The 14,830-nt window shown below is 59.8% G+C and carries 10 protein-coding genes and 5 pseudogenes; 6 read left to right on the top strand and 9 right to left on the bottom strand.

Features of this window, described 5'->3' with window-relative positions; all coding sequences use genetic code 11:
* The first annotated feature begins 35 nt into the window (after nucleotides 1-35).
* A complete protein-coding gene (locus NB231_RS09105) occupies nucleotides 36-719 on the top strand; it encodes a hypothetical protein (protein ID WP_040662144.1) in 684 nt (227 codons plus the stop codon).
* Nucleotides 720-756: 37 nt separating this feature from the next.
* Entirely contained in the window at nucleotides 757-1,668 is a 912-nt protein-coding gene (locus tag NB231_RS16880; RefSeq protein WP_050756083.1) for a tetratricopeptide repeat protein, read from the top strand.
* Nucleotides 1,669-1,831: 163 nt separating this feature from the next.
* Here NB231_RS16880 and NB231_RS09095 read toward each other — a convergent pair whose 3' ends face one another.
* The 3 genes and pseudogenes from NB231_RS09095 to NB231_RS09085 form a co-directional block, all read right to left on the bottom strand.
* The gene (locus tag NB231_RS09095; protein ID WP_040662141.1) at nucleotides 1,832-2,185 is read right to left on the bottom strand and encodes a hypothetical protein; all 354 of its coding nucleotides are present in this window, start codon (nucleotides 2,183-2,185) and stop codon (nucleotides 1,832-1,834) included.
* A 37-nt stretch (nucleotides 2,186-2,222) separates the two neighbouring features.
* Nucleotides 2,223-3,101: pseudogene (locus NB231_RS09090) on the bottom strand (transposase); the annotation flags it as partial.
* Nucleotides 3,102-3,112: 11 nt separating this feature from the next.
* On the bottom strand, nucleotides 3,113-4,084 hold the full coding sequence (locus tag NB231_RS09085) for an IS481 family transposase (RefSeq protein ID WP_005001944.1): 972 nt from the start codon (nucleotides 4,082-4,084) through the stop codon (nucleotides 3,113-3,115).
* 423 nt (nucleotides 4,085-4,507) lie between these two features.
* On the opposite strand from NB231_RS09085, the gene NB231_RS09080 reads away from it, so the two are divergent.
* A complete protein-coding gene (locus NB231_RS09080) occupies nucleotides 4,508-5,527 on the top strand; it encodes an EDSAP-1 family PEP-CTERM protein (RefSeq protein ID WP_040662138.1) in 1,020 nt (339 codons plus the stop codon).
* A gap of 986 nt (nucleotides 5,528-6,513) precedes the next feature.
* Here the strand turns inward: NB231_RS09080 and NB231_RS19095 are convergent.
* The 3 pseudogenes from NB231_RS19095 to NB231_RS19590 form a co-directional block, all read right to left on the bottom strand.
* Nucleotides 6,514-6,762: pseudogene (locus NB231_RS19095) on the bottom strand (ThiF family adenylyltransferase); the annotation flags it as partial.
* Nucleotides 6,763-7,012: 250 nt separating this feature from the next.
* Nucleotides 7,013-8,587, bottom strand: a pseudogene (locus tag NB231_RS09070) (transposase).
* Between the two features lie 41 nt (nucleotides 8,588-8,628).
* Nucleotides 8,629-8,970, bottom strand: a pseudogene (locus NB231_RS19590) (TspO/MBR family protein); the annotation flags it as partial.
* 344 nt (nucleotides 8,971-9,314) lie between these two features.
* On the opposite strand from NB231_RS19590, the gene NB231_RS09060 reads away from it, so the two are divergent.
* The 3 genes from NB231_RS09060 to NB231_RS09050 are packed head-to-tail and all read left to right on the top strand — an operon-like array spanning nucleotide 9,315 to nucleotide 11,101.
* Nucleotides 9,315-9,761, top strand: a complete 447-nt coding sequence (locus NB231_RS09060) for a hypothetical protein (RefSeq protein ID WP_408634373.1) — start codon at nucleotides 9,315-9,317, stop codon at nucleotides 9,759-9,761.
* Nucleotides 9,758-10,435 (top strand): SDR family NAD(P)-dependent oxidoreductase, encoded by a 678-nt coding sequence (locus NB231_RS09055; protein ID WP_005001931.1) that lies wholly within the window; start codon nucleotides 9,758-9,760, stop codon nucleotides 10,433-10,435. The genes NB231_RS09060 and NB231_RS09055 overlap by 4 nt, the downstream gene beginning before the upstream one ends.
* 48 nt (nucleotides 10,436-10,483) lie before the next feature.
* Nucleotides 10,484-11,101, top strand: a complete 618-nt coding sequence (locus NB231_RS09050) for a flavin reductase family protein (protein ID WP_198007271.1) — start codon at nucleotides 10,484-10,486, stop codon at nucleotides 11,099-11,101.
* A 267-nt stretch (nucleotides 11,102-11,368) separates the two neighbouring features.
* On the opposite strand, the gene NB231_RS09045 is transcribed toward NB231_RS09050, so the two are convergent.
* From NB231_RS09045 to NB231_RS09035, 3 genes and pseudogenes are all read right to left on the bottom strand, one after another.
* A complete protein-coding gene (locus NB231_RS09045) occupies nucleotides 11,369-13,090 on the bottom strand; it encodes a peroxidase family protein (protein ID WP_005001923.1) in 1,722 nt (573 codons plus the stop codon).
* A 574-nt stretch (nucleotides 13,091-13,664) separates the two neighbouring features.
* Complete coding sequence (locus NB231_RS18540) at nucleotides 13,665-13,910, bottom strand: hypothetical protein (RefSeq protein WP_156776960.1); 246 nt, start codon at nucleotides 13,908-13,910, stop codon at nucleotides 13,665-13,667.
* A gap of 7 nt (nucleotides 13,911-13,917) precedes the next feature.
* Nucleotides 13,918-14,763: pseudogene (locus NB231_RS09035) on the bottom strand (transposase); the annotation flags it as partial.
* Nucleotides 14,764-14,830: the final 67 nt, after the last annotated feature.

The following is a 14,830-nucleotide window of genomic DNA, read 5'->3' as shown; positions in this document are numbered from 1 at the left end:
GGTGGCAGCGCGCATACCCGGTTGCGGAGGTGGTTATGAGCGCAGATGTCCGCACCCCCGTCCCGAAGCCTCTGCTGGCCGCGTTTTGCGCGGCGCTACTCGGCGGGGCCGCGCCTGTCTTCGGGGCTGACGAGATGCCCGGCTGCCGCACCATTCACGCCCTGCAGGATGCCATCGAGGAGCACGAAAACGACCCCGAGTACCAACGTGATCAGGCCATCTACGCGTTTTTGCAACGCGAGTGGCAAAGGCTGAGCCAGCACACTTCCTACAGGTTCGCCAAGTGGCGCCTGAGCAAGCTCAACGAACGACGCGCAAGCGATGACGGTGTTAAATACATGGAGACCTGTGCGGCTAAGCGGCCTCTAGTGCTGGACGCCGAAAAGCAGTTCTGCACCGACTTTCGCAAAAAGGACGCCGCGCTGCTTGCTCGCTACAACGAGGCCAAGCGCAAGTTCGAAGACTACGTCGCCGCCTATATCGCCGGCGAGGAGAGACGGTATGTGCCGGATACCGTCAGGGCCGCGGAGTACGTGGGGCTCGGCAGCGGCGGCAAGCCGCTCGCCACCAACCTGACTGAGTTCGTCGACGCGCATCGCCGTGCCCGGCTCGCGGTCGCGGGCGTCTCGGCGAAAATCGCCCAGCTCAACGCGCAACTGGATAAATACCGTGACAAATACCCCGAAGTCGTCGCGCGCTGCGCGCGCTCGGGCGACTAGGTACGGGAGACGTGCCGCCGCCTGGCTGGCGGTTTGGATGATGCTGAGCGCACTCGCGCCGAGCGCGGTCGCGGAAAACGCGCAGGCCATTTACGATCGCGCAATCCGCTATTACTACGGCAACGGGGTCGCCACCGACAAGCGCCGCGGCTGCGAATTATTCCGGGCGGCGGCCGAGGCAGGTCACGCAACGGGCGCCTACGGCGTGGGCTGGTGCTATCGCGCCGGTGATTTCGGCGCGGTGGACGAGGTTCGCGCGATCCGATGGATTCGCCTTGCGGCGCAACGCGGCGACCTCATAGCGATGGACGCGCTCGGGCGCTCGTATCTGCGGGGGCGCGGGGTCGCGAAAGATCCTCGGGCCGCTATCGTGTGGCTGCGCCGCTCGGCGCAGGGCGGCTGGAAGCAGGGGCAGAACAGCTACGGCTACGCTTTTCTCCACGGTCTCGGGGTAAAGCGCGACTACGCGCAGGCCATGTACTGGTTTCGTAAAGCGGCTGCGCAGCAGCACCCCACGGCCATGTTCAACATTGCCAGTCTCTACGAGACCGGCCGCGGTGTCGCCAAAGACCTCAACCAGGCGGCGCGCTGGTATAAGACCGCCCATGTGCATGGGCACCGGGGGGCGGTAAAGCGCCTGTACGCAATGGGCATAGGACTCGACGAGGTCGAGCCCCTGCCCGGATTCGATACCGAGGAGAGCGAGCCGACGGAAGGCGTGGCCCGCGGCGTGAAGGATTGCGGTCCGCACGGGACACCCGTCTGGCACGGCAATGTGCAGAGCTGCAAATGCGATGCGGGCTTTATGCTGCTGCCGGAGCTCGAACACTATGGCTGCGTGCGCCAGCCCCGGTTCCAGCCGGGGAACAACAAGATCTTCGGAACGATTCCGGGCGATGACCCGGGACGCCGCAGTCCCGGCACGCCAATGGGTCAGCCGGATCGCTGAGCGTTCCCGCCGAGCCCCGGCTACCTTAAAGCGCCGACTCCAATGGTGCGACAGATAAGCTACGTAATCCTCCGTTCTCGGTCGTGCGAGTCATCGAAGTAGCGGTCTTTCGACGATCTGACCGTGGATGTGCCGCCGATCGGCAAGTCGGAGCGATCGCCTATCACAGATGCCGATACCGATGAGGGGAGACCGCCTGCCGCCGCAAAGGGCAGAAAAGGTCGTTAATACTGGTTGTGCGCGTGATCGGAGAGTTCGCCTGAACGCGGCCGGGAGCCGGGTGTACTCGAACGCCATGCGCCACCTCATACTCGCGTTCCTCGTCCTGTTCGAGCTTGCGCAGGCCGCCGAGGAGACGCGCCGCAACCCCCGCCTCGCCGAGATGCCGGCCGGTCGTTGGCTGCTCCTGCACGAGCAGGGGCCCGATGATGATCCGACCTTCAAGCGGCAGGCCCACGCCGGCGCCTGCTTCGACAGCCGCCTCGGCCGGATCGTCATCTTCGGCAGCGATACGCATGGCCGCGACTGGGCGAACAGCCCGCTTTTCTTCGATGTGGCTCGAACATGACGTGCGTTGTGCCGTCACGGTACGGCGTCTTCAGCTGGTACCGGACGTTGCCGTTCGGCGTGAGCGACAGGCGCTTTTCCGAGATAGCCGGACGGCTAATATACCTACACAACCGCTCGAGCTTCTGGCGTTGATCCGCCCGCGCCGCCACACCAGCGTGCAGTGAGAACCCCGCCACCTTGCCGACCCCGACATCGAACGGCTCCTCACACGCCGGCAGCGTCTGTAGCGTGAACACCTTGCGACCCTGCTGCGGCCCGACGGCGATGCGGTAGGTGATCGACGAACCCAGGAGCTGTTCCATCGGGCCGGCTTCGAACGCGTCGCCGGCCAGATAGCTGTTCTCCGCATCGCGTTCCAACAAACCCTGGCGCTCCAGGAAACGGCCGATGCGTCGTGGCAGATTCTGGGTCAGTCGGGCAAGCTCGGCGCTGGTGGGTGCCTTCACCCAGCGGAAGCGCAGCGAGCCATCCGGACGCTCGACATACACCCCATCGAGGAACAGCATGTGGAAGTGGACGTTGAGGTTGAGCGCGCTGCCGAAGCGCTGGATCAGGGTTACCGCTCCGGTCTGGGACGTCTTACGCGAGAACCCTGCCTTTTTGATCAGATGCGTGGCGATGCAGCGGTAGACAATGCCGAGCACATGGCCCATGACCTCGGGGCGGCTGGCGAACAGGATGCGCAACGGAAACGGGACGCTCAGCACCCATTGGCGCACCGGCTGCTCGGGAAACACCTCGTCGACCAGCAGCGCGGCACTCTCGGCCATGCGCCGGGCGCCGCAGCTGGGACAAAAGCCGCGCTTCTTGCAGCTGAAAGCAGCTAGGTGCTCGGCATGGCAACTGTCGCAGCGCAACTTTACATGTCGCTCGCTTAATTGTCGGGTCCCGGATGATTATAAACTTGACGTAGAAACAGGTCAGGGTGTTTGTGCTGCCAATCCTTGAGGGCTTGGATGGGAGCTCGGTGGTCAAGCGCCTTCTGCGGGATGTGATGATTGTACAAGTAGCAGTAGCGTTTGAGGGTTGCCTCTAGATCCTGGCGTGAGTCGAAGCGATGCGTGGCCAAGACCTCGCTGATGCGCCCGTTGAAGCGCTCAACCATGCCATTGGTCTGCGGGTGGCGCACCGGGGCGAGGCGGTGCTCGATACCGAGTTCGGCGCAGAGTCGGTCAAAGCGATGCTCACCGCTGGCTTGGCGGTGTTTGCCCTGCAGACGGTCGGTGAAGGCTTTGTCGTTGTCAGTGAGTAGTCGGTGGATGCGAAACGGCGCCTTTTCACGCACGGCCTTGAGAAAGGCGCTGGCCGAGCGGGCGGATTTATCCGCCTTGAGTTCGAGGTAAACCCAGCGGCTTGCCCGATCGATGGCCACAAACAGATACCGGCGCGCCGTCTCATCGGGCATCTGCGGGAGGTATTTGTAGTCGATATGGACATAGCCCGGCCTATAGGCCTTAAAGGCCTTGCTCGGGCGCTTTGCCTGCTCAGCCGGGCGCAGATCCGCCAGCCGGCTGACCCCATGGCGGCGCAGGCAGCGATCCAGTCCCGAGCGGGAGACGCCTGGATTGAGGAACTCGCGCACCACCACAAGCAGATCATCGAGCGGCAGCTGCAGTGTGCGGCGCAGCTCCACGGCGATTGCCTCCTGCGCCGGGCTCAGCGTGGTTAGCAAATTATGCCGGGTGTGAGAACGGTCGTGGACGTCTTGGCGGGCGCGCCAGATCCGCACCGTGCTCAGCGCAATGCCAAGCTCCTCGGCCAGCTCGCGGTTGGTCTTCTCGGAGCGCTGAATATAGCGCCGGATCTTGGGTGTCGTGGTGGCGTTTGCATGAAGCCGGATGTTCATATCAGCGAGTCTCCCGGGCAACATAACCGAGAACGCTTCGAGCTACCCACAGAGGATAGCTCCTGACATTGATTAAATCATTCGGGACCCGACACTTTAATATCAACTTCCATAATGCTTGATCGATGCAAGTCTACCTTACAAGCTGGCGATAGATGTAAGGTGACCGGGCTCGGCGAGCAGCGTGGACTATGCCAGCAGAGGCGGGCGATGAGATCATCGTTAGATTCAGTTCGACGTCCTATGCAACGGCGAAGGCAAATTTGGTCCACCTGGGAGATTTGTCAAAATAGTTTACATATTCTGTGGGAGAGGTAACGTAATTGCTATATTTTTTTTATAATATGCTGATTTATATTTATTTATTTTTTATGGAATAAAATCTGCTTATTAATTTATTAATTCAATTGTGGAGAGATGACAATGAACAAATTCAAACAGTCAGTTCTCGCGGCAGCGGTCGGTGGGCTGACCGCTGTGGGGTTCGTTGGGTCCGCCCAGGCCGGCGCCCTTGGCACGTCAGTATTAAGACTCACTGACTTGACGATCTCCGACGGGGTTGGAGTGTTAGATGCCTCCGATTTTACTGCCCTCAGTGGTAATAGTACCGCAGATACCACAGCCTCGTTGGCCTCTGTTGCCGGTTCGGCGGGAAGCTCAGCTAACGTTGGCGCGATCCCGGCCGTCGGGATTGGCCTGGGCATCGCGTGTCAAGGCGGGTGCATACCAGGTATAGCCCCCGCTGGCAGCTTCCCTATTAAGAGCAGTGCAGCCGTACCCCCAGATCCCTCAGCTCACTTTGCCGCATCGGATCAGCTTCAGGCTGGCGCGCCCATAACCGGCATAGGGCCAGCTGTTGCGGGCGCTGAGGCGAGCCACGGCGCCTATGTTTCTCTCACTAAGGTCGACACTGGTTCTGCCGAAGCTAATAATGGATTAAATGTTAGTTTCAATTTTGCAATGGGCTCGGGTGGTTCGTTAATTTTCGCTTATGACGCTGAGGCCTATCTGGAAGCCTTTACCAACGCGGACGCAATCTTTCCGACCAACGCTTCTGCAGCCTACAGCCTAATCTTTACTATTGATGACCTCGATGCCGGAACTAATGTGGTCACATGGGCACCGAATGGAGGAGATGATGTTGGCAGTCGGTCCGCATTTGGTCTCATGGCGGAGACAGATCCTTTCAGCCTGAATGACGGTGTTTCCCGGAACGCGCCGTTTAACGGGGCTAGCTTCAGGGGCGCTGCTTTGGGCATGGCCAATGCGGGTGCTTTCAGCGCAACGACGGTTGCTTTGGAGGCTGGTACCAACTATCAGCTTGCCATCCGGTCTTCCAGTGAGGCTGATGCTTCGAAGGTGGTGCCCGAGCCAAGCGTCTTGGCCCTGTTAGGAGTTGGAATATTAGGGTTGGGGTTCATCCGACGCTGCAAAGCTAGCTGAGACCATTCGGGTACTCTTAGCAAGAAAGGGGGGCATCCGCTTCCCTTTCTTTTTTGTATGCGCCAGTCAAGGCGCTACGCGCCATGACTGGCGCTGTCCCGGTCACTGTGGTGGTGGCGGAGGCCAAGCTGGGTCGCGGTGAGCCAGAACCGTTGGATAGCGCGGCCAGCACGGACGAAGTCGTCGATTCCCGCCGGCCTACGGTCGGCAACGATCAGGCAATGGGCCGCGCACGCGATCCCAGGAATCCAGTCGAGCTGAAGCCGTGGCATCCATGTGCCGGCGAGATAGCGGTTGGCGAAATCGACCCGCTTCCAGCTCTTCATCAGTACGCGCATGAGGCGCCGGGTGAGCATATCCACTCCCAGGGCTGCGTCCGGGATGCCGTCCTCGCTGAAGCGGATGTTCCAGCGGATGATTCGATGGTGAACGTCGTAGGCCTCCGGAATCGTCAGCCTGAGTTTGCTGTTCTGTGACAGCAGCGAGGCTACCCGCAGACGGCTGCTGAGCCTTTCCAGCCACACCACCTTGTAAGGTTTAGGTAGACTTGTTTCCAGCGCCTTGCGCTCATCTGGCCGCAGGGGGCGCATGCGCATGGGGCGGCGCTGAACGGTACGGGCGCAAATGAATGGCGCAAGCACGTCGGCGGCTTGGGGTGGTTCCATGTGTAGATGGACGTCGAAGGTGGGTGTTCTGTCGGGCAGATGCTGTCGGCGCATGATTTCGGCTCGGCGACCGAATTGCGTAGCTGCGATTGATAGGGTCTCCAGCAGCATGCCGAGCGAAAGCTGGCTCGCATGACCTTGTAGGTCGTAGACGGTGTCTTCATGCGTATCGTGGCCATGCACTACGATATGATCACCGTCGATGATTTCGAAGCGCCAGGGCTGGGTGTTGTCACCGCTCGGCGCCCAGCGGGCGAGATCGAGTATCCGCAGTGCTGTCGGCGTGGGGGACTCGGAGAACGGGGTCATCACCGGGCGTTCCGCCCGCAAGGCTTGGCCGAATCGTTTTCGTCCGACCGCGAGCGCCGTCTGCTGGGTCGGGTTGCGATTGCCGAGGGGGCGCCAAGTACGCGCCAGCCGTTGGCGGTAGGCATCGAAATGATAACCGTGTGGCGCCATGATGACACGGCCGCGTCTAAGCAATATTTTGAGCGCTTCGGTGCCGGCGATTCCCGCGCAGAGTGCACAGGCCATAGGTGTCGAGGGACCACGGTGCGCAGCGAGATCCACCGGCGTATAGGCAGTATAAACCACCTTTTCGGTGGCTCGCAGCGGGTAGTCTCGCCTGATCGGCGTCGGCACTTGCTGTCGGCAGGCCGCTCCGGCTCGCCCATCAGCGTGCAGATCGGCGTCACGCCCTCCCGAATCCGCACCAGCAACAGCCTCGCCGGCGCATTCCTCCCCCTCCCGTCGGTTTTGTGGACAGGCAACGCCGATGCCGCGCCGCTGATGGCACAGCCCAAACGAAGTCATCCTGGAATCACCCCGTCTCGTCGAACAACCCCCGCTGCGGTGGCGCTCGGCACGGCGGCCGCCTGGTGGCTTCCGGCTCAGTCACGTGCGCATCCAGGTGAGCGAGTATCTTCTCGATGATCTCCGGATCCTCGATGCACGCGATGATCCTCATCGCTCCGCCGCAGGTCGGGCAGGTTTCATCGGGCACATCCCTGTGCCCGACCGCTTCACGGTAGCCTACGGCTGTGCAAATCGGCTGTCCTGCCGATTTGTCAATATCGATCCCGAACACCCGCTTCAGGCGCTGCGCCCAGGTCATCGCGGCGCGGCGTTCGGCCGCTGTCCGCCCCTCCGGATCCGCGGTCGTGGCATGCCGGCCTCCCTTGCCCCGCTTGCCCGGTGTCACCCGCGTGCGGTGTTCGCTGTTAGGCGCAAACACACCGTGGAAGCGCGTCAGGTTGACCCGCGGTTTCGGCACCAAGGCTGCCAGCCGGGCAATGAAGTCCAGTGGCTCGAACATGACGTGCGTTGTGCCGTCACGGTACGGCGTCTTCAGCTGGTACCGGACGTTGCCGTTCGGCGTGAGCGACAGGCGCTTTTCCGAGATAGCCGGACGGCTGATATACCTACACAACCGCTCGAGCTTCTGGCGTTGATCCGCCCGCGCCGCCACACCAGCGTGCAGTGAGAACCCCGCCACCTTGCCGACGGCGGCATCGAACGGCTCCTCACACGCCGGCAGCGTCTGTAGCGTGAACACCTTGCGACCCTGCTGCGGCCCGACGGCGATGCGGTAGGTGATCGACGAACCCAGGAGCTGTTCCATCGGGCCGGCTTCGAGCGCGTCGCCGGCCAGATAGCTGTTCTCCGCATCGCGTTCCAACAAGTCCTGGCGCTCCAGGAAACGGCCGATGCGTCGTGCCAGGTTCTGGGTCAGTCGGGCAAGCTCGGCGCTGGTGGGTGCCTTCACCCAGCGGAAGCGCAGCGAGCCGTCCGAACGCTCGACATACACCCCATCGAGGAACAGCATGTGGAAGTGGACGTTGAGGTTGAGTGCGCTGCCGAAGCGCTGGATCAGGGTTACCGCTCCGGTCTGGGACGTCTTACGCGAGAACCCTGCCTTTTTGATCAGATGCGTGGCGATGCAGCGGTAGACAATGCCGAGCACATGGCCGATGACCTCGGGGCGGCTGGCGAACAGGATGCGCAACGGAAACGGGACGCTCAGCACCCATTGGCGCACCGGCTGCTCGGGAAACACCTCGTCGACCAGCAGCGCGGCACTCTCGGCCATGCGCCGGGCGCCGCAGCTGGGACAAAAGCCGCGCTTCTTGCAGCTGAAAGCAGCTAGGTGCTCGGCATGGCAACTGTCGCAGCGCACCCGCAGAAAACCGTGCTCGAGACGCCCGCACTTGAGGTACTCCTCGAACTCCTGCCCCACATATCCGGGCAAGTCCATCCCTTGCGCCGCCAGGTGCGCCTTGAACGCGGGATAGTATTCCTCGACGAGTTAATAAAGGAGGGTGCGCTCTGGGCAATGGCGCACATACGGCGGCGCGCCGCCACCCGCACTGGCTTCCCTGCCAACCGGCGAAGGCAACATGATCGCATCCTTGCGAAGTCGTCCTGCGGCTCAGGTTATCAGGCCAAGTGGCCCAATAGCTTCGGGTTGAGTTGCCACACCGAATAGTTAAGAGCGGCCGCCAAGCTGACCCACAGTAGGTAGGGGATAAGCAGCGACCCGGCCACACGGCTGACGCGGTAGAACGATACAAGCGTTGCAACGACAAGTAAGCACAGGAGCAGAATATCCGCGAACGCCCAAGCGCCCTGCTGCCAGACAAAAAACAGGTAGCTCCACACCGCGTTCGGCGCAAGCTGTACAAGGAACAAAGCAAGTGCGGTGCGCGACGCGCGCGAGGCGCCAGCGCACCATACGAGCCACGCGGATACACCCATGAGCGTATAGAGGACTGCCCAGACCGGCCCGAAGACTCAAGGCGGAGGAGCCCAATCCGGACGGGCTAATTGCGTGTAAAACGAGTTCGCCTGGACGGACGCCGCGGCGCCGATGGCGGCGGTGATGAAGCTGACCAGAAACCACCCGGCCAGGCCGATGGCTTGCTTTTTTAACGAATATGGGGACATCGCAGACTGCCCTCGCTCCTACCTCTACATGTAGACACACGATTTGTGATGCGGTCAGCCGGATTGGGGGGCGGAGAGAGGAGAGGCTGCCGGCGTATGTCAGAGCTATGAATATTTTTGTACTGGATACCGATATCGATCGCTGTGCCCGTTATCACTGCGATCAGCACGTTGGAAAAATGGTGCTGGAAAGCGCCCAGATTCTTTGCACCGCGTTGAACCTGAAGGGCTTTGATACGCCCTATCGATCTACCCATAGCAAGCACCCCTGCGTGCTGTGGGCTGGTGCGTCCTATGATAACTTCGAGTGGCTGGTGGCACTTGCCGAAGCCCTGAACCGTGAGTTCTGCTGGCGTTACGATCGCCGTCAGGATCACGCCTCCATGGAGGTACTGACGCAGATCCAGGGCATACGCTTCGAAGCTGCCGGTTTGACCGGTTTTGCCCAGGCAATGCCCGACCGCTACAAGGTGCCCGGCGATGCGGTAGCGGCCTGCCGCAACTTCTACTGCGGCGACAAGGCTCATTTCGCCAGCTGGCGAAAGCGCAAGATCCCGGACTGGTTTCGGCCAGTGCCCGCTGACGAGGGGCCAGCCATGAATCCCGCTGCCCAAAAGTTGCTATGAGAGCGCTGGTGGTGGGCGGCAGTGGTGGCATTGGCAGCGCGCTGGCGCTCAAACTCTGCCAACGCGATTGTTTGGAGCAGGTGGTGGCTACCTGGCATACCAGACGACCGCTAATTCGCCATGACAAGCTGCTGTGGCGGGAGCTGGATGTTCTGCAGGAGCGCTGCATTGCGGACTTATTGCAAGATGCGGGTGAGTTGGACTACCTGATCAATTGTGTAGGCTTTCTGCAAGGGGCGGGAGTGAGTCCGGAAAAGGCGGTTGCCAAATTTAATGCAGAGCTGTTTCTGTTCAGTATGCAACTCAATGCGCTGCCTACCCTGCTACTGGCTAAACACGCGGCTGTGGCGTTGGCGGCAAGCGAGCGGCCCGTGTTTGCTTCAGTCTCTGCACGGGTGGGCTCGATCACCGAAAACCGTTCCGGCGGCTGGCACAGTTACCGTTGTTCCAAGGCCGCGCTCAATATGGCGCTGAAAACCATCAGTATTGAGTGGCGGCGGGTACTGCCGCGTTGTGTGGTGGCGGCCCTGCACCCGGGTACCACTGATACGCCGTTGTCCAAACTCTTTCAGGCCAATGTGCCGGCGGCCCACATGCTCAATACCCTGGATAAACTGACACCGCAGGAAAGCGGCTGTTTCTGGTCCTGGAATGGCTCAAAACTGCCCTGGTAAAACAAGGAATTGCCGAAAATGTATTTGAATCGAGTTGACATCGCCGACATGGAGCGCCGCTACAGGGCATACAGGGCAAATTTAATCAATTGCCTGAGCGGCTTCAAGGCTGCCAACCTGATTGGCACGGCGGATGTCGACGGCCACAGTAATCTGGCGATTATGAGCTCAGTGGTGCATGTGGGCGCCAATCCGCCCTTGCTGGGCCTGATCATCCGGCCGGATCAGGGTGACCGCCATACCTTGCATAACATTCTGCAGGTGGGCTATTACACCATTAATCATGTGCATGAAAGTTTCATTGATCAGGCGCACCAGACATCAGCGCGCTACCCGCGACAAGTGTCCGAATTTGTTGCCACCGGGTTGCAAGAGCGCTGGATGAAGGGTTTCACCGCACCCTTTGTCGAGCAGTCGGCCATTGCCATGGGTCTGCAGCTCAGAGAACATTTGCCTATCAGACTCAATGGCACCCATTTGGTGATTGGCGAGATACTGCATCTGCTGCTACCCGATGAGACGGTTGCCGAGGATGGTTCGATTGACATCGCCGGTGCCGGTAGCGTTGCCATCAGCGGTCTCGATGCCTACCACAGCGTGAAGCGCCCGCGGCGTATGGCCTACGCCAAGCCGGACAGGGCGCCCGTGGAATTGAAGAGCCTCTGAAGACGCTCTTATTGCTGAATTTTAGCAGGCGGAAATTGCAGACTACTTTGCCGGTAAATCCGCTGGCGCCTCAATCCATGAGGCAGCCGGCCGACAAGGTGCAGAAAACTCATGGCAGCCCTTTTGCTGTGCTGTAACTGGCTGCTCTGGTTGCCGGTTATGCCGTGTGGAAGGGGTTGACGGCAGATGATGTGCTGATTGAGGAGAGCACGGGCACGGGGCTCTATTTAGCGCTGCTGATTGCCATTGTGTTCTCGCCTCACGCCTTCAACTCCTGATGCGTGTTACCAGCAAGCCGCCCAAGCCGGCAAGGATCAGTAGTAATGAACCGGGTGTGGCCACATAAGCTGTTACGAACATATTGTCGGGCATGCCTACATAAGCAATATTACGCTCGATTATATTGCCCAGGCTGGTATCGCGCATAAACAGAGGATCAATCAACAGTAACTCGGTCATTTCATCCGGGTTCATGAAGAAAAAGCGGTCGCCATCCCGAGTACGGGTGAACTGATCTTTGATGATATAGGCAAAAGTTTCACCTACCAGCCCGCCGTTATAGTGCGCTTCTGCCAGCCCACCTGCCCAGAGGTCAACCTCATCGATCGAGCTGTACAGAGAGCTGAAAGCTTCTGCCAGCAACTGATCGCCGTCAGTCATGTCCAAAAAGGATTCCCGGGCGGTCAAACCCAGTTCCAATCGTGCCTGGTTATATCCCGGTAAACCGTGATCCCGCCCCCTTTGGATATTCAGAGCGGCCAGGTCAAAACCACCGGCTCCGGGAGGGCCAAACAGAAAATTCCTGACATCATCAATAATAAAGCTGTCAATTTCCTCTGCAGGCTGAACCATCAGGCCGAGTAGCAGTGAATCGATGCCGTTGGTCTGAATGTCCGCAGGATTGAAGAAGGCATCCTTTAATGGGGTCGCTGTGGCATTTGCTGCATCCAGATCATGGCTGCGCATCAACTGCGACGGCAGCATGGTATGACCGACGCGATAAGCCGCGGTGGAAAAGGCATTGCTGATGCCGGGGTTGATACTTTCGTCATAAGCGGAATAGGCGTCCAGTGCATCGTTGCCAAGTAAGACAGGTACAAATTCGTTGTAGGTGATTTTTTGAATTTGTGCGCCCACCACTTTACGGGCGGCGTAATAGATGAAATCGCCTTGGTTGTCGATACCGTTGTCCGCTGTCGCAATCGCTTGATCACGCAGAATTGCCAGCAGCGGGTCAGCCGGGTCGGCGTTCGATGGAGCCAGTCTGTCGCTCAGCTGGTCGGCGAGGCGATTGTGTTCGCGCACAAACAGGGTGTGGACTGCAGTGAGGCCAAGCTGCTCATTGGCGCGTACATCACCGGCGATAAAAAAGGCGCTGGCATCCGGGCCTTGCATGGCATTATCCAGGTTGGCCAGATTGTAGGGCAATAATATTTCGCCATTATCGGCGGTGCCGGTTTTCATTTTACCGCTACCATCCAGGGTGCGCAGATAATCCGCTCGAATGCTGTCAGAGCCATACACGCCCGAACCGTCAATATAGGCGCTAATCTGATTGAGTTGCTGCCGCACGCCCTGGTTGTCGACGGTATAAATAGAGCGCTCCAGCCCGATTTCCTGCGTCCCGGTGGCAAAGGGGTCAAAGTATGGGTCGCCCGCGGGAACCTGGATATTAAAGCTTTCATGGGGGCTTGCTGCACCGGTCAAATCAATATCATGGTCAAGAAACTGACCCCACTGCCAGATCCAGCTGGTCAAACCGGATGAGCTTGGTTTTGAAAGGGGCTGGCTTGCAACGCTATTGCTGATGGCCCGAGCACTCGGCAGGCTGGTGGGGTCCCCGCCGCGAGGGGAGGACTGCGAGTCAGCGTAGGCCGGCTCAAGCAGGCGAGTCAATGGCGTGCCCGCCTGCCCGAACGAGGCATAATTTGTATTATTGCCGGCGCCATCAAAAGTGCGAATTTGCACGGCACTGGCATTCAGGCTCATCAATGCCAGTGTGCACAGCGCACTGAAACAGCACAAAACTTGGCAACTGGCTTTTCGAAGCTGTCGTGCAATCAGCATGAGAGGTGTCTGGTCCTTCTCGATATCCTGCTATAAGTGGTTTTGGTGGTTGGCATGCACTAATCAGGCCAGACTGGATTAATGCTAGTAAAACATAAGGGTATAATATTTTTATTGTAATTTTCTTCTGTTATATGAAGGTGGTGTAAATTTTATCGACACTTAAAGAGGCTGTTAATTTTGTCGCCTGTAAATACTGAACCAGATACATTACGGAAAATTATAACTCTTTGAGGATTTTACTCGGTGCGCGGCGAAGATGTTTTCCAGGAGTCCTTTTTCACAACGGCACGGTCGGAGTCGTTTGTAGCAGCTGATTACCCGCTGCGCCCAATCAGAGCCTTGCTCGATGAGGCTTTGGAGAATCTGAACTGGCTCTTAAGTAGCATCTATTGCGACACGCTAGAGAGTCCATTCCGCCAGAGCGGCTGATCCAGGCACAGTTGTTTTAGTGTGCTTTACAGCATATGCAACGAACGTCAGTTGGTGGAGCCGGTCAACGCGTATAGGCAGTATAAACCACCTTTTCGGTGGCTCTCAGCGGGTAGTCTCGCCTGATCGGCGTCGGCACTTGCTGTCGGCAGGCCGCTCCGGCTCGCCCATCAGCGTGCAGATCGGCGTCACGCCCTCCCGAATCCGCACCAGCAACAGCCTCGCCGGCGCATTCCTCCCCCTCCCGTCGGTTTTGTGGACAGGCAACGCTGATGCCGCGCCGCTGATGGCACAGCCCAAACGAAGTCATCCTGGAATCACCCCGTCTCGTCGAACAACCCCCGCTGCGGTGGCGCTCGGCACGGCGGCCGCCTGGTGGCTTCCGGCTCAGTCACGTGCGCATCCAGGTGAGCGAGTATCTTCTCGATGATCTCCGGATCCTCGATGCACGCGATGATCCTCATCGCTCCGCCGCAGGTCGGGCAGGTTTCATCGGGCACATCCCTGTGCCCGACCGCTTCACGGTAGCCTACGGCTGTGCAAATCGGCTGTCCTGCCGATTTGTCAATATCGATCCCGAACACCCGCTTCAGGCGCTGCGCCCAGGTCATCGCGGCGCGGCGTTCGGCCGCTGTCCGCTCCTCCGGATCCGCGGTCGTGGCATGCCGGCCTCCCTTGCCCCGCTTGCCCGGTGTCACCCGCGCAATGAAGTCCAGTGGCTCGAACATGACGTGCGTTGTGCCGTCACGGTACGGCGTCTTCAGCTGGTACCGGACGTTGCCGTTCGGCGCGAGCGACAGGCGCTTTTCCGAGATAGCCGGACGGCTGATATACCTACACAACCGCTCGAGCTTCTGGCGTTGATCCGCCCGCGCCGCCACACCAGCGTGCAGTGAGAACCCCGCCACCTTGCCAACCCCGGCATCGAACGGCTCCTCACACGCCGGCAGCGTCTGTAGCGTGAACACCTTGCGACCCTGCTGCGGCCCGACGGCGATGCGGTAGGTGATCGACGAACCCAGGAGCTGTTCCATCGGGCCGGCTTCGAGCGCGTCGCCAGCCAGATAGCTGTTCTCCGCATCGCGTTCCAACAAGTCCTGGCGCTCCAGGAAACGGCCGATGCGTCGTGCCAGGTTCTGGGTCAGTCGGGCAAGCTCGGCGCTGGCCCAAGTTTAACGTCCCCAAAAATAACTTCCCGATACTCAGAGAGTTAAGATCGGCCGCGGCGGC

The sequence above is a fragment of the Nitrococcus mobilis Nb-231 genome, assembly GCF_000153205.1.
GTDB lineage: Bacteria > Pseudomonadota > Gammaproteobacteria > Nitrococcales > Nitrococcaceae > Nitrococcus > Nitrococcus mobilis.
The sequence above is the reverse complement of the archived record's forward strand: the minus strand, read 5'-3'. Positions and strand labels throughout refer to the sequence as shown.